Genomic DNA, 18628 nt, shown 5'->3' on the forward strand with positions numbered 1-18628 from the left:
GCAGTTGGCAGGCAGTGGGCACCAGGCACAAAACTAGAGAATGAAAGGAGAGGGAAAATGTTCGAACTCGTAGACAACGTCCCGCAAAGTCCGGTAATCAAAGTTATCGGTGTGGGTGGTGGTGGCGGCAACGCCGTTAATCACATGGTCAAGAGCAACATCGAAGGCGTGGAATTCATCTGCGCCAACACCGATGCTCAAGCCCTGAAAAACATCGGTGCACGTACCATCCTGCAATTGGGGACAGGCGTGACCAAGGGTCTGGGCGCTGGCGCCAACCCTGAAGTCGGCCGTCAGGCTGCACTGGAAGATCGTGAGCGCATTGCAGAAGTTCTGCAGGGCACCAACATGGTCTTCATCACCACTGGCATGGGCGGCGGTACCGGTACCGGTGCTGCGCCGATCATTGCTGAAGTGGCCAAGGAAATGGGCATTCTGACCGTTGCGGTCGTGACACGTCCGTTCCCGTTCGAAGGCCGCAAGCGTATGCAGATCGCCGATGAAGGCATCCGCATGCTGTCCGAAAGCGTCGACTCGTTGATCACCATTCCTAACGAGAAGCTGCTGACCATCCTCGGTAAGGACGCCAGCCTGCTGTCGGCTTTCGCCAAGGCTGACGATGTACTGGCTGGTGCCGTTCGCGGTATCTCCGACATCATCAAGCGTCCGGGCATGATCAACGTCGACTTTGCCGACGTACGTACCGTGATGAGCGAAATGGGCATGGCGATGATGGGCACTGGCTGCGCCAGCGGTCCGAACCGTGCACGGGAAGCCACCGAAGCAGCCATTCGCAACCCGCTGCTCGAAGACGTGAACCTGCAAGGCGCACGCGGCATCCTGGTCAACATCACTGCCGGTCCTGACCTGTCTCTGGGTGAGTACTCGGACGTGGGTAGCATCATCGAAGCGTTCGCTTCCGAGCACGCCATGGTCAAGGTCGGTACTGTTATCGATCCGGACATGCGTGACGAGTTGCACGTGACCGTGGTTGCCACCGGCCTGGGCGCGAAAATCGAAAAACCTGTGAAGGTTATCGACAACACCCTGCAGACCACTCAGCAAGCCTCGGCCCAGCCTTCTGCCCGTCAGGAGTCGCCGTCGGTGAACTACCGTGATCTGGATCGTCCTACCGTGATGCGCAATCAGGCTCACGCGGGTGCAACAGCAGCGGCGAAAATGAATCCGAACGATGATCTGGATTACCTGGACATCCCGGCTTTCCTGCGTCGTCAGGCCGATTGATGAAATGTATCAGGGGTATTTGGGTGATTGGTGTTCAGCAAAGGCCGGGTCTGCTATTATCGCCAGCCTTTGTTGATACCAGTTCGCAACTTGCGCTGAAGCGGCCAATGCCATGATTAAACAACGCACCCTGAAAAATATCATCCGTGCCACAGGCGTCGGCCTGCACTCGGGGGAAAAGGTTTACCTGACCCTCAAGCCTGCTCCTGTGAATACCGGTATCGTGTTTTGCCGTGCTGACCTTGACCCCGTCGTGCAGATTGCTGCGCGGGCGGAAAATGTCGGTGACACCACCCTGTCGACCACTCTGGTCAGCGGTGATGTCAAAGTTGACACGGTAGAACATTTGCTTTCGGCCATGGCTGGCCTTGGCATCGATAACGCCTACGTCGAACTCTCTGCCTCCGAAGTTCCAATCATGGACGGCAGCGCGGGACCCTTCGTATTCCTGATTCAATCGGCTGGCCTGGAAGAACAGGACGCGCCGAAGAAATTCATCCGGATCCTGCGTGAAGTGTCAGTGGAAGAGGGCGGTAAACGCGCTACTTTCGTGCCTTTCGAAGGGTTCAAGGTCAGTTTCGAGATCGATTTCGATCACCCCGTTTTTCGCGACCGCACCCAGAGTGCAAGCGTGGACTTTTCCAGCACTTCCTTCGTGAAGGAAGTCAGCCGTGCCCGGACCTTCGGGTTCATGAGTGATATCGAGTACCTGCGCAAGCACAATCTCGCACTCGGCGGCAGTGTGGAAAATGCCATTGTGGTCGACAAGAATGGCGTACTGAACGAAGACGGCCTGCGGTACGAGGACGAATTCGTCAAACACAAGATTCTGGATGCAATCGGTGACCTCTACCTGCTGGGCAACAGCCTGATCGGTGAGTTTCGCGGCTTCAAGTCGGGCCACGCTCTGAACAATCGCCTTCTGCGCACGTTGATCGAGCAGAAAGACGCCTGGGAAGTCGTGACTTTCGAAGATGCCAGCACTGCACCGATTTCTTACATGCGCCCCGTAGCGGCCGTGTAAGGTCAGTTTTACCCTCTTTCCTTTTATTTTTTAAAGGCCGCCTTCGGGTGGCCTTTTTTTATGGGCGGGCGATACCGAAATAATCCGGGGGGCCGGATTATTCCGGGATGACGGTGGGAAGGGCAAAGAAGGCTACTGTCTGGTCGGGCCTCTTCGCGAATGAATTCGCTCCCACCACTGCGCACCGCCTTGGTGTGACGGGCCTATTCTTTAGGCTTGGCATGCGCCGCCAGCCGCTCCAGTGCCGCACGGAGTTTTGGATCTGCGATACCGTCTGCGGTGGCCTGGATACTTTCGGCGGCCACGGTGGACAAGTCCATCGTATGACCGACGGCCCCTTGGGGTACGGTGGGCGGCTGTACCTTGAACAGAATGCGCGTGAGGCTGGCGAACTCGTCGAATGCGACCAGTTGTCGCTGCAAGCGTTTTTGCTGGTAGCGCAGTCGGGTCGCCCAGTGACCGTCGGTGACGATCAACAGAAGGCTGCCTTCACGCCAGGACGCGACATGACAATGCTCACGCGCGGCCGGTTGCAACTGGCTTTCCAGCAACCGTTGCAGGTGACCCAGACGCTGGGCGTGATGAAAAATGGCTTTGAGCGGCTTCGCTTCGCGCAACAAGACAGCCGGTGCCCGGGCTGTGAGGGGACGAAATGCCATGGTGAAGTAACCTTGGGTGACAAGGTCGCCATGTTACCAGAAATGCTCTCTGGCTCCGCGTTCAGGCTCCTTTCGCGGTTTTTACACGCAAAATCAACGAGTAACTTCTTTTTAACTTCTGCGGTTTGTGGGTTGAAGTCCGGAAAAAAGGCCCTATCTAGAAACAGCCCCGTCACAGCGCTGTGCCAGCATCGTGGAATAACGCCACTTTCCTCACCACCGTTTCCGGGTAGAATGCTCGTTCGCATGCGGCCATAAGGGCTGCACGGGCGACTCACGGGGCCGCCCTCCATCCCTATGTGTGGAAGATCCTGTCGATATGTTTGCGCCTTTGTTAAAGAAACTTTTTGGAAGCAAGAACGAGCGTGAAGTAAAGCGCATGCTCAAGACGGTTCAACACGTCAATGCCTTCGAAGAGCAAATGGTGGCCCTTTCGGACGAGCAATTGTGTGCCAAGACCGAAGAGTTCAAGGCCCGCTTAGCCAAAGGTGAGACCCTCGATAAGCTCCTCCCTGAAGCTTTCGCGGTTGCTCGTGAAGCCGGTAAGCGTGTCATGGGCATGCGTCACTTCGATGTGCAGCTCATCGGAGGCATGACCCTGCACGAAGGCATGATTGCTGAAATGCGTACCGGTGAAGGCAAGACCCTGGTGGGTACGCTGGCGGTTTATCTCAATGCGCTGTCCGGAAAGGGCGTACACGTTGTTACCGTGAACGACTACCTTGCACGCCGCGATGCCAACTGGATGCGTCCGCTGTACGAATTCCTCGGTCTGAGCGTAGGCATCGTCACGCCTTTTCAGCCGCCTGAAGAGAAGCGCGCTGCTTACGCGGCCGATATCACGTACGGCACCAACAACGAATTCGGTTTTGATTACCTGCGCGACAACATGGCTTTCAGTATGGAAGACAAGTTTCAGCGCGAACTCAACTTTGCGGTCATCGACGAAGTGGACTCGATCCTCATCGACGAAGCCCGTACGCCGCTGATCATTTCCGGTCAGGCCGAAGACAGCTCCAAGCTGTACACCGAAATCAACCGTCTGATCCCCAAGCTCGAGCAACACATCGAGGAAGTGGAAGGCGAAGTCACCAAGGCTGGCCACTACAGCATTGACGAGAAAAGCCGGCAGGTTGAGCTCAACGAGGCCGGTCACCAGTTCATCGAAGAAATGCTCACCGAAGTCGGGCTGCTGGCCGTGGGTGAGAGCCTGTACTCGGCGCACAATCTGGGCCTTTTGACCCACGTTTATGCCGGTCTTCGTGCCCACAAGCTGTTCCATCGCAATGTGGAGTACATCGTTCAGGACGGTCAGATTCTGCTGGTCGACGAGCACACCGGTCGTACCATGCCGGGTCGTCGCTTGTCCGAGGGTCTGCACCAGGCCATCGAAGCCAAGGAAAACCTGAACATTCAGGCCGAAAGCCAGACCCTGGCATCGACCACGTTCCAGAACTACTTCCGTCTGTATAACAAGTTGTCCGGCATGACCGGTACGGCGGACACCGAAGCGTTCGAATTCCACCAGATCTACACCCTGGCGGTCGTGGTCATTCCACCGAACAAGCCGCTGGCACGTAAAGACTTCAACGACCTGGTTTACCTGACCGCCGAAGAGAAATACGCGGCCATCGTGACCGACATCAAAGCCTGTCTGGCCGAGAATCGTCCGGTGCTTGTGGGTACCGCGACCATCGAAACCTCCGAGCACATGTCGCGTCTGCTCAATGAGGAAGGTATCGAGCACAAGGTACTCAACGCCAAGTTCCACGAAAAGGAAGCCGAGATCATCGCGCAAGCCGGTCGTCCGGGTGCGCTGACCATCGCCACCAACATGGCCGGTCGTGGTACCGACATTCTGTTGGGCGGTAACTGGGAAGTGGAAGTCGCCGCGCTCGACAACCCAAGCCCTGAGCAGATCGCGCAGATCAAGGCCGACTGGCAGAAGCGCCATCAGCAAGTGATCGAAGCGGGCGGTCTGCACGTGATTGCTTCCGAGCGTCACGAATCACGCCGTATCGACAACCAGCTACGTGGTCGTGCCGGTCGTCAGGGCGACACCGGTTCCAGCCGTTTCTACCTGTCTCTGGAAGACAGCCTGATGCGTATCTTCGCCTCGGACCGGGTGAAGAACTTCATGAAGGCCCTGGGCATGCAGTCCGGCGAAGCGATCGAGCACCGCATGGTGACCAACGCTATCGAAAAGGCACAGCGCAAGGTTGAAGGTCGCAACTTCGATATTCGTAAGCAATTGCTCGAGTTCGACGACGTCTCCAACGAGCAGCGTAAAGTGATCTACCACATGCGCAACAGCCTGCTGGCTGCAACGAACATTGGTGAGACCATCGCTGACTTCCGGCAGGACGTGCTCAACGGTTTGATCAGCCAGCACATTCCGCCTCAGTCCATGCCGGAGCAGTGGGATGTCCCGGGTCTGGAAGCCTCGCTGGAAAATGACTTCGGCGTGAAGCTGCCGATTCAGCAATGGCTGGACGAAGACGATCACCTGCACGAAGAAACACTGCGCGAGAAGCTGCTGATTGAATTGCTCGCCGCTTACAACGAGAAGGAAGAGCAAGCCAGCGCCGACGCGCTGCGCACCTTCGAGAAACAGATCCTGCTGCGCGTCATCGACGACTTGTGGAAAGACCATCTGTCGACCATGGACCACTTGCGTCACGGCATTCACTTGCGCGGTTACGCCCAGAAGAACCCGAAGCAGGAATACAAGCGCGAGTCGTTTGCCCTGTTCCAGGAACTGCTGGACTCGATCAAGCGGGACACGATCCGTGTGCTGTCCCACGTTCAGGTTCGCCGCGAAGATCCGGAAGAAGAAGAGGCCCGCCTGCGTCGCGATGCCGAGGAACTGGCGCAACGCATGCAGTTTGAGCACGCCGAAGCGCCGGGTCTGGATCAACCGCAAGTACTGGTCGAAGAGGGCGCCGATGTGGCTGTTGCCCCGGTCCCGGTTCGCAACGATCAGAAGCAGGGTCGTAACGAGTTGTGCTGGTGTGGTTCGGGCAAGAAGTACAAGCATTGTCACGGCCAGATCAACTGATTCCAGTGATCTAAACCGTACTATCAACGCCGCGACCGGCTCAGCCGTCGCGGCGTTTTCAATCGTTTGCCGTACCGATGCGGGCGGCGTAGTCATCTTTCAAGGAGCGCACCTAATGGCTGTTGGTCTTGGTCCTTTGCCGACATTGCACCCGGTTCCCGGTTTTGAACTGGGTATTTCCTCTGCCGGCATCAAGCGCCCAGGGCGCAAGGATGTGGTGGTCATGCGCTGTGCCGAAGGCTCCAGCGTCGCAGGGGTTTTTACCCTCAATGCGTTTTGCGCCGCGCCGGTCATCCTTGCCAAACAGCGCGCTCAGGGCGTCGTGCGCTACCTGTTGACCAACACCGGTAACGCCAACGCAGGCACCGGTGAGCCGGGTCTGGTCAATGCCGCCCGCACCTGTGCAAAGCTGGCAGAGTTGACCGGTGTCGATGCCAGCGCCGTGCTGCCTTTTTCTACCGGTGTCATCGGTGAGCCGTTGCCTGTGGAAAAAATCGAAGGCGCCTTGCAAGCTGCCCTTGATGACCTGTCTGTGGATAACTGGGCCGCGGCGGCCACGGGGATCATGACGACCGACACGCTCCCTAAAGGCGCGAGTCGCCAGTTCCAGATCGACGGTGTGACCGTTACCGTGACCGGCATCAGCAAGGGCGCGGGGATGATTCGGCCGAACATGGCGACCATGCTCGGTTATATCGCCACAGACGCCAAGGTTGCTCAGGACGTGCTGCAGGACTTGATTCGCGACGGTGCCAACAAGTCGTTCAACCGCATCACCATTGATGGCGATACGTCCACCAATGACTGCTGCATGTTGATTGCCACCGGTCAGGCTGATCTGCCCCAGGTGACAGAAGCCAAAGGCCCGCTGTTCGAGGCGTTGAAAAAAGCCGTGTTCGACGTGTGCATGGAAGTCGCTCAGGCCATCGTGCGTGACGGCGAAGGCGCCACCAAGTTCGTGACCGTTGAAGTCAACGGCGGCGGCAATCATCAAGAGTGTCTGGACGTGGGCTACGCGGTGGCGCATTCGCCGCTGATCAAAACCGCGCTGTTCGCCTCCGACCCGAACTGGGGTCGCATTCTGGCGGCTGTGGGCCGTGCTGGCGTGCCGGATCTGGATGTGAGCAAGATCGACGTGTTCCTCGGTTCTGTATGCATCGCCAGCAAAGGCTGCCGCGCCACCACCTACACTGAGGAGCAGGGCTCTGCAGTGATGGCAGAAGCCGAAATCACCATCCGCATCGAGCTGGGCCGCGGCCAGTGCAGCGAAACCATCTGGACCACTGACCTGTCCCACGAGTACGTGAAGATCAACGCGGAATACCGCACTTGATCTGACAGCCGCACCTGTGGGGACGAAGTGTGGGAGCGAATTCATTCGCGAAAACGGCGGTACATTCTCTGATTTTCCGTAGTCAGGACTGCCGTTTTCGCGGATGAATCCGGTCCCACTGTCTCGCGTTTGCACGACGACCGCTAGATTGCCCACAGGAGCCCTCTTCAGATCGCTCCCTTTCCAGAGGACACTGACATGACTCTGCACCTGATCATCGGCGACAAACGCTTTTCCTCCTGGTCCCTGCGGCCTGCGTTGGCGCTGTACATGACCGGCGCGCCCTACACCGAGCAGGTCATCAGACTCAACCAGCCCAATACCCGACAACTCATCCTCGAGCATTCGCCTACGGGCAAAGTGCCGATCCTGAAAACCGGGCACGGCTCGATCGCGGATTCTCTGGCGATTATCGAATACCTCGCTGAACAATTTCCGGACGCTGGCCTGTGGCCTGCTGACATCGCTGCCCGTGCCCAGGCGCGTTCGGCCTGTGCGCAAATGCACAGCGGTTTCCTGGCGCTGCGTTCGACCATGCCCATGGACTTGCGTCACAACGAAGCGCTGGAAGTCATCTCGGTCGAAGCCCAGGCCGATATCGAGCGCATGTGTGCGCTGTGGGCCGAGTGCCGCGCTGCCGCCGTCCAGAGCGGGCCTTACCTGTTCGGACAGGCCAGCGCCGCCGACGCGTTCTTTGCCCCCGTGGCAGTTCGCATGCGTACTTATCAGGTGCAGTTGCCGCCAGAAGCCCAGGCCTACGTCGATACCCTTTACCAATGGCCGGTTTTCCAGCGCTGGCAACAGGCCGCACTGGAGGAATTCCCGGAATGAAACGTATCCATGTCGCCGCAGCGGTCATTCGTGGCTCGGACGGCAAGATTCTTATTGCGCGGCGCGCTGACACCCAGCATCAAGGTGGTTTGTGGGAGTTTCCCGGTGGCAAGGTCGAACCCCATGAAACCGTTGAAGCAGCCCTGGCCCGCGAACTGCTGGAAGAGCTGAACATCGTTGTGACTCAGGCCCGCCCGCTGATCAAGATTCAGCACGATTACCCGGACAAGCAGATACTTCTGGATGTGTGGGAAGTGTCCGCATTCAGTGGCGAACCCCATGGTGTCGAAGGGCAACCCTTGGCCTGGGTCACGAGTCGCGAACTGGCCGATTATGACTTTCCGGCGGCCAATCAACCGATCGTCGCTGCCGCACGGCTGCCGGGGGAATACTTGATCACGCCGGGCGACCTGGACACCCCGCAGTTGCTGCGCGGCCTGCGCACGGCCATCGCCGGAGGCACCAGGCTTGTTCAGCTGCGCGCACCGGGCGGCTATGACCCGCAATACCGCGACATGGCGGTGGATGCAGTGGGTTTGTGTGCCGGCAAGGCGCAATTGATGCTTAAAGGGCCGCTGGAGTGGCTGGGTGACTTTCCCGCGGCGGGCTGGCACCTGACGTCGGCGCAGTTGCGCAAGCTGGCCAGTCGTGGTCGTCCTTTCCCGAAAGAGCGCTGGCTGGCCGCGTCCTGCCACAACGCGGAAGAGCTGAGCCTGGCCGAGCAGATGGATGTGGACTTCGTGACGTTGTCACCGGTTCAGCCCACTCAGACGCACCCCGATGCCCAGCCATTGGGCTGGGAGCAGGCCAGCCAGTTGATTGCAGGGTTCAGCAAACCGGTTTACCTGTTAGGTGGCGTTGGCCCCAATGAGCGGCAACGTGCCTGGGAGAACGGTGCCCAGGGCGTGGCCGGAATCAGGGCGTTTTGGCCTGATGCGTAAAGGGCGATAGCCCACTTTCAGGTTTTCCCGCAGGAACTACTCCCGTGGGACCGGCTTTAGCCGGGAAGGCGGTGTGGCCATCGACGCGGATGCTTCGTATGTCCCGGCCTCTTCCCGGCTAAAGCCGGTCCCACGGGGCGAACTGAGTGCAGTTCACAGGTCAGAGTCAAAGGGCGGATTCAGGCTTCCTGGCCGCTTCCCACAATATTTCAGCAATTCCTTGCCGGCGGGCAATCATCCGCGCCGAGACAAACAGCAGGTCCGACAGGCGATTGATGTAGGCCAGTCCGAACCCGGCCAAGGGTTCTACGGCATTGAGGTGCTGACAGCGCCGCTCCGCGCTGCGCGCCAGGCTGCGGCAAACGTGGGCTTGGGCGATCAGTGTCGAGCCACCGGGCAGGATGAAGTTTTCCAGGGCGCCGAGTTCGTCGTTCCACAGGTCGATGGCGGCTTCCAGTCTGTCGATTTCCGCCTGATTCAGCGCCTGGTAAGTCGGCATGGCCAATTCACCGCCGAGGTCGAACAGGCGGTGCTGGCAGGGTGTCAGAACTTCGATCACTTCATTCAGGCCGGGATTCGCCACTGCTTGGTCCACAAGCCCGGCCAGCAACAGTCCCAACTGGCTGTTGAGCGTGTCGACCTCACCGATGGCTTCGACCCGTGGATGATCCTTCGACACGCGTCGCCCGTCGCCCAGCCCGGTTTCGCCGGTGTCGCCGGTGCGTGTGTAAATTTTCGACAATCGAAAGCCCATTGTTACTACTCCTTCATAACGGTGAAATCACCGCTTCCGGCACGTTGACCTGACTGCCCGCCAAGGGCAGTCGTAAGGTAAAGCACGTGCCCAGGCCGACAGAGGATTGCACCTCCATCTGGCCTTTGTGGTTATTGGTGATGATGAAATAGGACACCGACAGCCCAAGTCCAGTGCCCTGTCCGATTTCCTTGGTGGTGAAAAACGGTTCGAAAGTCCGCTTGCGTACGTTTTCGGACATGCCGATGCCGTTGTCTTCCACCTGGATTTCTGCCCAGGGCGGATTGAGTCGGGTGCGCAGGGTAATTCGGCCCGGCTCGGTGTCGTCCGGCCGTTGATGAATGGCCTGCGCGGCGTTCTTGAGCAGGTTGAGCAGGACTTGTTCCAGTTCATTGGGAATGGCAGGCACGGGTCCCAGTTGAGGGTCGAACTGGCGGATGATCGCCTGGCCTTTGAAATCGAAACCGATGGTCAGGTCAAAGTCGTTGCTGGCGATTTCCAATGCTTGATCAATCAGCGCCGGTAATTCGCAAGGGATCATCTGGCGGTTGCTGAGGCGGCTGAAACTGAGCATATGACTGACGATCTTTGCCGCCCGGGCGCCGGCCTGCTGTATGCCGTCCAACAGTTGCGGCACCTCCCGGCTGGTGAGGTAGCGATTGACCTTGTCCAGAGCGATGCCATCGGCTTCGGCCTGTTCGATGTTTTTCGGCAGGTCCGGGGAAAGACGCCGACGAATGTTCTGCACGTTGTGCAGGATCGCACCCAATGGATTGTTGATTTCATGGGCCATGCCCGCCGCGAGACCGCCCACGGACAGCATCTTCTCGGACTGCACCATCATTTCCTCCAGGGACAGACGCTGGGTGATGTCGTCGATGCGTATCACCACGCCACGGCCCGCGCCGCCGGTCAGCGGGTAAAACGTCAGGGCGTAGTGCCGCCGTTCCTCGTCCTTGATCCAGGTCACCCGCTCGATCTTGGTAACGCTGTGCCGTTCCACGGTGAGCTTGAGCTGCGGCAGAAAGGCTTTCATGGGCGCGAAGGCGAGGAAAATCGGCTGGTTCAGCGCTTCGTCCAGGGGTGTACCCGACAACGCGCTGGCTTCCTGATTCCACTGGGTGACGTACAGTTGTTCGTCCAGAGCGATCAGCGCGGAGGGCATGGAGTCGATAATGCTGTTGAGGTAGTTCTGAAAGCCGGTGAGTTTCTTCTCGATCTTGCTGCGCACCTGCACTTCAAGTTCCAGCTTGCGATTGGTGTGGCGGGTTTCTTCGGCCAGCCCTTGCGCCTGGTCGTAGGCTTCCTGAGAGTCGTCCCGGGCCCGCTTGAGCTGCTGTTCGCGAGCTTCGATGCGCGACAGCATGGTATTGAACGCTTCGGCCAGGCTGCCGATTTCGTCCTGGTTGCCCGGCGCTGCCCGCAGCGCGTAGTTCTCCTGCCGCGTGACCTGCCGCGACAACTCTTCAAGCTGGTAAATCGGCTCGGTGATCAGGCGGCGGATCTGCCGGGCAATGACCAGCCATAAAAATATGCTGAATACCAGGATGCCAAGGCTGGCCGTCAGCGTGCCGGTGTAGAACGCCGGGGGCAGTTCGCTGCTGGCCACCAGCAACAAATGCCCGGGGGCCTGGCCGGTCTTGGGTACGGGGATGACCTGCGTGCTGCGAAACTCGGTCAAGCGCCAGGTTTCTACGTGAGTGAAGCGCTCGGGCAGTTTGAGGCCGTCGCCTTGCTGCAATTGGCCCAGGCGCTCGCCGTTGTTGTCGTAAAGCGCCGCCGCGCGCAATGGACCGTAATTTCTCAGCTCCCGGAGCAAGGCGTGTGCTTCGCGGGGCGAGTTGAGGGATTGTTCTGCCAGGTTCGGGTTGCTGATCAATCGGCCGATGGTTTGCAGCGCTTGCGGCGCCATGGCTTCCTGAGAAATGTAATAGGCCGCGCCGATGAATGTCATGTTGGCGACCAATAGCACGGTGGTCAGCAAGACCAACAAGGCCGCCAGGATTTTTTGGCCTACCGGTAGATTTTCCAGACGCTGGCGCAATGGCATGGGGCGAATCACAGGCTATGAGGAAAGGGCAGGGTAGCGCGGCGCTCTGCCATTGCAAACCCTGACCTAGTCGATGCGCAAGCCTTGAGCGACCAGATGCTCAACCAGCCGTTTCTGCAACTGGATCAAATGCGGCACTGCGCAGCGATGGCGCTGCGCAGCGGCACAGGCGTAACCGAGCAGGTAGCTGATCTCGGTGCGTCTTCCCTGGGACACGTCCTGATGCATCGACGAATAGTTGGCGGCGGTGGCCTGAATCACGCGTTCGACCTCGCTGTGCAACTCCAGCGCGGCTTCAGGCTGGCCGCAGCACGTGAGCAGTTCACCCAATTCGCTGCATAGGGTTGCCACTTCGCAGGGATGTTGCTGCAGCCCGCCGTTGCGGCAGTCATGCAGCACCGTCAGCGGGTTTATCGCGCAATTGAGTGCCAGTTTGCGCCACAGGCGGGTGAGGATGTCGGGCGTCCATTGATGAGGTATGCCGCTGGCGTGCAGGTCTGGCAGCCAGGAGGGTGGCATTGGGTTGCGCGGATCGCCCAGCCAGGTGAATCCATGGCCAGCGAAGACGACACGCCAGTCCTGCTCACGAAACGCGCCTTCGGTGCTGGAGGCGAAGGTGCAGCGGGCCTGGGGCGCCCGTGCGGCCACGGCGTCCTGGCTGCCCAGCCCGTTCTGCAGCAGGATCAGCTCCGCATCCGCGCTCAGGCGGGGCAACAGATTCGCGACCGCTTGCTCGGCGTCATAGGCCTTGCAGGCCACCAGCAGACGCTTGATCGGTTCAATATCGTCAGCGACCTGCGCGCTGACCGGCACACGTTGTTCGACGCCGTGCTCCACCAGTGTGATGGCTGCGCCGTTGGTCTCATAAGCCGCCAGTCGGGGGGCATCACGCAGAATGAGTCTGACCGGCAAACCGGCCCGCGCCAGCCTTGCCGCCCATAAACTGCCGAGGCTGCCCGCGCCGAGAACATGCCATGTGACAGGCATCAGACAGCCACTGAAGCGGAAATGAAGCGGAGCAACAGAGGAAAAACGGCAGTCGACATGGAAGGCTCGCAGTGAACGCGGGAAAGTCCCGTTATAATGAGCCCGCTTTTATCACGTCAAGCCACGCGTGCTCGATTCATCGAACCGCGCCCTCACCTGGAGAAATTACATGCCCTCGTTCGACGTAGTGTCCGAACTGGATAAACACGAAGTCACTAATGCCGTCGACAACGCCATCAAAGAGCTGGACCGTCGCTACGATTTGAAAGGCAAAGGTGAATTCGAGTTCAAGGAACTGACCGTCAACCTCACCGCCGAAGCGGACTTCCAGCTTGAAGCGATGATCGAAATCCTCAAGCTGTGCCTGGCCAAGCGCAAGATCGACGTCAAGTGCCTTGAAGTCAAGGATGCCTACCCGTCCGGCAAGCTGATGAAGCAGGAAGCCGTGCTCAAGGAAGGCATTGATAAAGAGCTGGCGAAGAAAATCGTCGCCCACATCAAGGAAGCCAAGCTCAAGGTTCAGGCGGCCATTCAGGGCGAGCAAGTGCGTGTCACCGGCAAGAAACGTGACGACTTGCAGGAAGCCATGGCAGTGCTGCGCGGCCACGAATTCGGCATGCCGCTGCAGTTCAACAACTTTCGGGATTGATCTTCATGCCTCGGGTTTGCGGGAACCTACGTCCTGTTCAAGCGTCCGAGGCCTGAGCAAACGGCTCGAGCAACGAGGCCATGAGCCCGGGGCTCAGCCGTTTTTTTGCGGCAAGCAAGGAGTCATTGATGGATTTAAATGCAGAAGTCGACCATTTGGTCAAAGCCTCCGAAGCGTGGATTCCGATGATCATGGAATACGGCAGCCGTGTGCTACTGGCCTTGGTTACGCTGACCATCGGGTGGTGGCTGATTAACCGGTTGACGGTCAAAGTGGGCGCTTTGCTGGCCTTGCGAAATGCGGATCTGGCGCTACAGGGTTTCGTCAGCAACCTGGCCAATATCATTCTGAAGATCCTCCTGATCGTCAGCGTCGCGTCGATGATCGGTGTGGAAACCACTTCGTTCGTGGCCGCTATCGGTGCTGCCGGTCTGGCCATTGGCCTGGCCTTGCAAGGTAGCCTGGCGAACTTCGCCGGTGGCGTGTTGATTCTGCTGTTCCGTCCTTTTCGCATCGGTGATTGGATCGAAGCTCAAGGGGTTGCCGGTACCGTCGACAGCATTCAGATCTTCCACACGATTTTGCGCACGGGCGATAACAAGACGGTGATCCTGCCCAACGGCAACCTGTCCAACGGCATCATCACCAACACCAATCGCCAACCGACGCGCAAAGTCGTGTTCGATGTCGGTGTCGATTACGAAGCTGATCTGAAAACGGCGCAGCAGGTTTTGCTGGACCTGGCCAATGACCCGCGAGTACTGGCTGATCCGGCTCCGGCTGCAGTCGTCTCCACCCTGGGTGACAGCTCGATCACCGTTTCGCTGCGCATCTGGGTGAAAACGCCGGATTACTGGGACGTCGTGTTCATGCTCAACGCCGAAGCTCGCGACCGGTTGAAAGCCGCGAATATCGACATTCCATTTCCGCAACGAGTGATTCGCGTGGTGCAGGATTCCACGCCGCAGTAAGGCTTGTCACGTAGCGCGAATTTATCGCCGAGGCGTCTGGTGTATCCAGCCGTCTCGCTGATAAACCGCCGCTACATCTCAGGCTTTTCAGCCCCTTCTACGGTCTCCGCTTCCTTGGTCTGCCCCGGTTCCTTGCGCCACTGCAAGACGATCATGAGCAGCGTGGGCACGCCCAGCATCGCCGTGATCAGGAAGAAGTTGTGATAACCGAACTTCTCCACCATGACCCCTGAATACCCGCCAATCAAGCGTGGCAGCAGCAGCATGATCGAGCTGAGCAGCGCATATTGCGTCGCGGAGAATTTGAGGTTGGTCAGGCTCGACAGATAGGCCACGAACGCCGACGTCGCCAGCCCGGCACTGAAGTTGTCCATGGAGATGGTCAGGACCAGCATCTGCAGATTGGGGCCCATGTCAGCGAGCATCAGAAACAGCAGGTTGGTGGCGGCCGACGTCACGCCACCAATGAACAGGATCGGCATGATGCCGAAACGCACGATCAACAACCCGCCAAAGCCCGCGCCCAGCAATGTCATGACCAGACCAAAGATCTTGCTGACGCTGGCGATCTGATCCTTGGTAAAGCCCTGATCGATGTAAAACACATTGGCCATGACGCCCATGACCGTGTCCGACATGCGGTAGGTAGCGATAAGGCCCAGCAGCAGGAAAGCCTGCCAGCGATAGCGCAGGATGAAGTCGTTGATGGGGGTCAGCACCGGTGCCAGCCCGCGTCGTCCGAATGACGAAAGGCAGGCGGCCGTCAGGATGATATAGAGGATAGAGCGCAGGAAGGCCCGATCCTCAAGCAGCAGGTCCATCCAGCTCGTGCCGTTGAACAACACGCTGGAAAAGTCGGTGTTGTAGAGCTGGGTAAACATCGCGGGCACGGACACCAGCAAAATGATCAGCACGAAGACCGAGGCCAACTGATGCGTAAAGCCGTAGCGGGCGGCCGATAGCTGCGTGCGCAGTGGCACAGGTGGCTCGCGCATCACCAGCGTGGTGATCAGCGCAGGCAGCATCAGCAGGCCGAATAGCACGTAGGTGCCGGTCCAGGCCGAATGTTTGTAGGCAAAGCCGGTGGACCCGAAGCCTTCGGCGAAGTACAGCGCGCCCGCCGTAGCGAGCAGCGCCGCGACCCGGTAGCCGGACATATAGCTGGCGGCGAGCGCAGCCTGTTGGGTGTCGTTGGCGATTTCCAGGCGATAAGCATCGATGGCGATGTCTTGAGTCGCTGAAGAAAAAGCCACGACCACGGCAATCGCGATCAGCCACGACAGATGCTGTTGCGGATCGCAGAAACCCATACCGATCAGGCCGAGTATGACCAGTGATTGCGACAACACCAGCCAGGATCGGCGACGCCCCAGTTTGCCCAGCAGCGGCAGGCGCCATTGGTCGAGCAGCGGCGACCACACCCACTTGAAGGCATAGGCCAGGCCGATGAGGCTTGCATAACCGATGGTTTCCCGAGCGACACCCGCCTCGCGTAACCAGACCGATAACGTAGAGAAGACCAGCATGTAAGGCATGCCCGCAGCGAATCCGAGCAACAGCAGTACTAATGTCGAGGGGCTGGCATATGCGGCGAGCGCGGCGCGCCAGGTTTTACGGGGCATGGGCTGGAATCTGCCTCAGGTTACGAAAACAAAGGGCGCACTCTAACCGCAGTGCTCTATCGGACGCCAGCCATGACGCCGCATATCTACCCGATTGTTCTGAACGGTAATGCCTTCGGCGCGTAGACGGGCGCGCTGTTCGTCCCCTGAAACGCTGCCCGCCGGCAAGCTCAGGCGACCTCCGGCCGCGATCACGCGGTGCCAGGGCAGGGAACTGCCTTCCGGCAACTGGCTCAGAGTGCGACCGACCCAGCGTGCGGCACGGCCAAGGCCAGCCAGGTCCGCCAGCTGCCCGTAAGTGATAACGGTTCCTGTTGGCACCTGATTCAGGGTAATGTACAGCGCCGTGCGTCGCACCTCTGCCGCAGAGAGGCCTGAAGGATCGTCGTTTCCCGAGGGTTTTTCGGCCACGCGTTCGTTTCCTGTGTACTGAGCTATGGAATGCCAAGTTGCGGAACTACGCCGTGTTCCCGTGGTCTGTGTCTGCGCCCGCGGCGGTCTCCGATCGATTGCCTTGACGTCGTCCACAGGACGATGCCCGATTTTCCGCTAACTGAGCCTTGTCGTTGCTTATGCTGAACAGAACTTTGCTGTGCCTCGCTGTGACCTTCGCGTCCACGCCCTTGCTCGCTGATACCGTCTGGTTGAAAAACGGCGACCGTTTGACCGGTACCATCAAGGTCTTCGACGGCGGCAAGCTGCTGATCGAAACCAAGTATGCCGGCGCTATCCCGCTGGACTGGAAAGAGGTCAAAACCCTCGAAAGCGACCAGAAGCTGCTGGTCAAACAAGACCAGTATCAGGGTGAAGTCGCCAAGTCTCTGCAAGCTTCCGACGATGGCAAGGTGACTCTGCTCAATGGCGAGGCACCCAAAACGGTCGAGCTGGCCAGCATCCAGCAGATCATGAAGCCCACGCCTATCGTTACCGACCTGGTCTGGAAGGGCAATATCGACGCCGCCCTGGACTTCGAGCGAGCAGAGAACGACACCGACGATTACAACGTCGCGTTCAAGACCACGGCGCGTCATGGTCAGTGGCGTCACAACGCCAAGGGCGAATACAACCGCGAAAGCAGCGACGAATTGGTGACCACCGATAACTGGAGCGCCGAATACTCCATCGACCGCTTCCTGACCGAGAACTGGTTCTGGGATGGCCGCGTCAACTATAAGCGCGACAAAGTCGAAGACCTTTCTCGTCAGCGCACCGTCGGTACCGGTCCTGGTTATCAGTTCTGGGATAACGAGCTGGGTGCATTCAAGCTGGGCGCATTGCTCAACCGCACCGACTTCGAATATTCCAACGGTTCGAAAGATAATTTCTATTCCGTGGCCGGCACCTGGGATTACAACCGTTACCTCATTGGCAAAAAGGTTGAGTTCTTCACCAATGGCGAGTTGGGCAAGCCAATCGGTAATGTGGCTGATTACAGTCTCGAGGCTGAAGTCGGGTTGCGCTATAAAGTGACCGACTGGGCGTCCCTTAACCTGAAAGCCGAAAAAGACGTGATCAGCGGTTCCAGCGAAGGCGATCTTGACAAAACCCGTTACACCGCAGGATTTGGTGTGACCTGGTAATTCCGATTCGCCTGTCTGCGTAAAAGCCACCCAGTGGGCGAAGCGGCGTTTAAACACCGCTTCGCTCAACGGCTTTTACACACTCACCGTTGACCCTTTCCTAAATTCGCAACCCGCCGTCCAGCTCCAGAATTCGTCCGTTGTAATAGTCGTTTTCCAGAATGTAGGCCACCGAGTGGGCGATTTCTTCCGGTTTGCCCATGCGCTTGAGCGGGATGGCGGAGGTCATCTTCTCCAGTGCTTCGGGCTTCATGCTGCCCGTCATCTCGGTTTCGATAAAGCCCGGCGCTATGCCCGCCACGCGGATGCCATAGCGCGCCAGTTCCTTGGCCCAGGTCACGGTTGCAGCCGCCACGCCCGCCTTGGCGGCGGTGTAGTTGGTCTGGCCTACATTACCCGCGCGGGAAATCGAAGAAATATTGATGATTGCGCCCTGGCTCTTCAGCTCCACCATCTTTGCCGCCACTTCGCGAGTACACAGGAAAACGCCGGTCAGGTTGACGTCGATGACCGCCTGCCACTGCGCAAGGCTCATCTTGGTCATCTCGCCGTCCTTGACCTTGAGCAACAGGCCATCGCGCAAAATTCCGGCATTATTGATCAAGCCATGAATCGCGCCGAAATCCTCGGCAACGTTGGCGACCATGTCCGTGACCTGAGCTTCATCGGCCACGTTGCACAGATAGGCGCGCGCTTCAACGCCCAGCGCCTCGCAGGCCTGGACCGATTGATCGAGTTTTTCCTGATTCAAATCCACCAGCGCCAGCCTTGCGCCTTTGCCCGCCAGATATTCAGCCATGGCGCGGCCAAGACCCTGGCACCCGCCTGTGATAATGATTACCTTGTCTTTCAATTGCATGCGCGTGCCCAATTAGCAGGTCATTGTTATCCCTGCAGGCATTTATGCAGGGGAGAGAGAGTGTG

The 18628-nt window shown here is 58.8% G+C and carries 16 protein-coding genes; 9 read left to right on the forward strand and 7 right to left on the reverse strand.

Annotation, left to right across the window (positions count from 1 at the left end):
• Positions 1-57 precede the first annotated feature (57 nt).
• Positions 58-1245, forward strand: coding sequence for a cell division protein FtsZ (gene ftsZ / locus ACP7B0_RS06515; protein ID WP_426140240.1), 1188 nt, complete (start codon positions 58-60; stop codon positions 1243-1245).
• Between the two features lie 112 nt (positions 1246-1357).
• Positions 1358-2269, forward strand: coding sequence for a UDP-3-O-acyl-N-acetylglucosamine deacetylase (lpxC, locus tag ACP7B0_RS06520; RefSeq protein WP_426140241.1), 912 nt, complete (start codon positions 1358-1360; stop codon positions 2267-2269).
• 203 nt (positions 2270-2472) lie between these two features.
• Here lpxC and ACP7B0_RS06525 read toward each other — a convergent pair whose 3' ends face one another.
• Positions 2473-2928, reverse strand: a complete 456-nt coding sequence (locus ACP7B0_RS06525) for a DUF721 domain-containing protein (RefSeq protein ID WP_426140243.1) — start codon at positions 2926-2928, stop codon at positions 2473-2475.
• A gap of 319 nt (positions 2929-3247) precedes the next feature.
• Here ACP7B0_RS06525 and secA point away from each other — a divergent pair, with 319 nt between their 5' ends.
• The 4 genes from secA (at position 3248) to ACP7B0_RS06545 (ending at position 9091) form a co-directional block, all read left to right on the forward strand.
• Complete coding sequence (gene secA / locus ACP7B0_RS06530) at positions 3248-5986, forward strand: preprotein translocase subunit SecA (protein ID WP_426140244.1); 2739 nt, start codon at positions 3248-3250, stop codon at positions 5984-5986.
• A 115-nt stretch (positions 5987-6101) separates the two neighbouring features.
• A complete protein-coding gene (gene argJ / locus ACP7B0_RS06535) occupies positions 6102-7319 on the forward strand; it encodes a bifunctional glutamate N-acetyltransferase/amino-acid acetyltransferase ArgJ (RefSeq protein ID WP_426140245.1) in 1218 nt (405 codons plus the stop codon).
• A 198-nt stretch (positions 7320-7517) separates the two neighbouring features.
• Complete coding sequence (locus tag ACP7B0_RS06540; protein ID WP_426140246.1) at positions 7518-8150, forward strand: glutathione S-transferase family protein; 633 nt, start codon at positions 7518-7520, stop codon at positions 8148-8150.
• Positions 8147-9091, forward strand: coding sequence for a Nudix family hydrolase (locus ACP7B0_RS06545; RefSeq protein ID WP_426140247.1), 945 nt, complete (start codon positions 8147-8149; stop codon positions 9089-9091). The genes ACP7B0_RS06540 and ACP7B0_RS06545 overlap by 4 nt, the downstream gene beginning before the upstream one ends.
• Positions 9092-9257: 166 nt before the next feature.
• Here ACP7B0_RS06545 and ACP7B0_RS06550 read toward each other — a convergent pair whose 3' ends face one another.
• From ACP7B0_RS06550 to ACP7B0_RS06560, 3 genes are all read right to left on the reverse strand, one after another.
• Entirely contained in the window at positions 9258-9845 is a 588-nt protein-coding gene (locus tag ACP7B0_RS06550) for a cob(I)yrinic acid a,c-diamide adenosyltransferase (protein ID WP_426140248.1), read from the reverse strand.
• A 13-nt stretch (positions 9846-9858) separates the two neighbouring features.
• A complete protein-coding gene (locus ACP7B0_RS06555) occupies positions 9859-11895 on the reverse strand; it encodes a sensor histidine kinase (protein WP_426140249.1) in 2037 nt (678 codons plus the stop codon).
• A gap of 66 nt (positions 11896-11961) precedes the next feature.
• Positions 11962-12882, reverse strand: coding sequence for a putative 2-dehydropantoate 2-reductase (locus tag ACP7B0_RS06560; RefSeq protein WP_426140250.1), 921 nt, complete (start codon positions 12880-12882; stop codon positions 11962-11964).
• Between the two features lie 169 nt (positions 12883-13051).
• On the opposite strand from ACP7B0_RS06560, the gene ACP7B0_RS06565 reads away from it, so the two are divergent.
• Together ACP7B0_RS06565 and ACP7B0_RS06570 are read left to right on the forward strand one after the other, a co-directional pair.
• Complete coding sequence (locus ACP7B0_RS06565; RefSeq protein ID WP_426140252.1) at positions 13052-13531, forward strand: YajQ family cyclic di-GMP-binding protein; 480 nt, start codon at positions 13052-13054, stop codon at positions 13529-13531.
• Between the two features lie 128 nt (positions 13532-13659).
• Positions 13660-14502, forward strand: a complete 843-nt coding sequence (locus ACP7B0_RS06570) for a mechanosensitive ion channel family protein (RefSeq protein WP_426140253.1) — start codon at positions 13660-13662, stop codon at positions 14500-14502.
• A 71-nt stretch (positions 14503-14573) separates the two neighbouring features.
• Here the strand turns inward: ACP7B0_RS06570 and ACP7B0_RS06575 are convergent, their stop codons facing one another.
• Complete coding sequence (locus ACP7B0_RS06575; RefSeq protein ID WP_426140255.1) at positions 14574-16124, reverse strand: AmpG family muropeptide MFS transporter; 1551 nt, start codon at positions 16122-16124, stop codon at positions 14574-14576.
• Between the two features lie 42 nt (positions 16125-16166).
• Positions 16167-16535, reverse strand: coding sequence for an MGMT family protein (locus tag ACP7B0_RS06580; protein WP_426140257.1), 369 nt, complete (start codon positions 16533-16535; stop codon positions 16167-16169).
• 161 nt (positions 16536-16696) lie between these two features.
• On the opposite strand from ACP7B0_RS06580, the gene ACP7B0_RS06585 reads away from it, so the two are divergent.
• A complete protein-coding gene (locus ACP7B0_RS06585; RefSeq protein ID WP_426140258.1) occupies positions 16697-17704 on the forward strand; it encodes a DUF481 domain-containing protein in 1008 nt (335 codons plus the stop codon).
• 100 nt (positions 17705-17804) lie between these two features.
• On the opposite strand, the gene ACP7B0_RS06590 is transcribed toward ACP7B0_RS06585, so the two are convergent.
• Complete coding sequence (locus ACP7B0_RS06590) at positions 17805-18563, reverse strand: SDR family oxidoreductase (RefSeq protein WP_426140260.1); 759 nt, start codon at positions 18561-18563, stop codon at positions 17805-17807.
• Positions 18564-18628: the final 65 nt, after the last annotated feature.

It is taken from the genome of Pseudomonas sp. DWP3-1-2 (genome assembly GCF_049896285.1).
Taxonomy (GTDB): Bacteria; Pseudomonadota; Gammaproteobacteria; order Pseudomonadales; family Pseudomonadaceae; genus Aquipseudomonas.

What these genes read in the sequence shown, in the direction of transcription:
- ftsZ (WP_426140240.1), top strand. Translation starts at nt 58, where the DNA reads ATGTTCGAACTCGTAGACAACGTCCCGCAAAGTCCGGTAATCAAAGTT.
- lpxC (WP_426140241.1), top strand. Translation starts at nt 1,358, where the DNA reads ATGATTAAACAACGCACCCTGAAAAATATCATCCGTGCCACAGGCGTC.
- ACP7B0_RS06525 (WP_426140243.1), bottom strand. Translation starts at nt 2,928, where the DNA reads ATGGCATTTCGTCCCCTCACAGCCCGGGCACCGGCTGTCTTGTTGCGC.
- secA (WP_426140244.1), top strand. Translation starts at nt 3,248, where the DNA reads ATGTTTGCGCCTTTGTTAAAGAAACTTTTTGGAAGCAAGAACGAGCGT.
- argJ (WP_426140245.1), top strand. Translation starts at nt 6,102, where the DNA reads ATGGCTGTTGGTCTTGGTCCTTTGCCGACATTGCACCCGGTTCCCGGT.
- ACP7B0_RS06540 (WP_426140246.1), top strand. Translation starts at nt 7,518, where the DNA reads ATGACTCTGCACCTGATCATCGGCGACAAACGCTTTTCCTCCTGGTCC.
- ACP7B0_RS06545 (WP_426140247.1), top strand. Translation starts at nt 8,147, where the DNA reads ATGAAACGTATCCATGTCGCCGCAGCGGTCATTCGTGGCTCGGACGGC.
- ACP7B0_RS06550 (WP_426140248.1), bottom strand. Translation starts at nt 9,845, where the DNA reads ATGGGCTTTCGATTGTCGAAAATTTACACACGCACCGGCGACACCGGC.
- ACP7B0_RS06555 (WP_426140249.1), bottom strand. Translation starts at nt 11,895, where the DNA reads ATGCCATTGCGCCAGCGTCTGGAAAATCTACCGGTAGGCCAAAAAATC.
- ACP7B0_RS06560 (WP_426140250.1), bottom strand. Translation starts at nt 12,882, where the DNA reads ATGCCTGTCACATGGCATGTTCTCGGCGCGGGCAGCCTCGGCAGTTTA.
- ACP7B0_RS06565 (WP_426140252.1), top strand. Translation starts at nt 13,052, where the DNA reads ATGCCCTCGTTCGACGTAGTGTCCGAACTGGATAAACACGAAGTCACT.
- ACP7B0_RS06570 (WP_426140253.1), top strand. Translation starts at nt 13,660, where the DNA reads ATGGATTTAAATGCAGAAGTCGACCATTTGGTCAAAGCCTCCGAAGCG.
- ACP7B0_RS06575 (WP_426140255.1), bottom strand. Translation starts at nt 16,124, where the DNA reads ATGCCCCGTAAAACCTGGCGCGCCGCGCTCGCCGCATATGCCAGCCCC.
- ACP7B0_RS06585 (WP_426140258.1), top strand. Translation starts at nt 16,697, where the DNA reads ATGCTGAACAGAACTTTGCTGTGCCTCGCTGTGACCTTCGCGTCCACG.
- ACP7B0_RS06590 (WP_426140260.1), bottom strand. Translation starts at nt 18,563, where the DNA reads ATGCAATTGAAAGACAAGGTAATCATTATCACAGGCGGGTGCCAGGGT.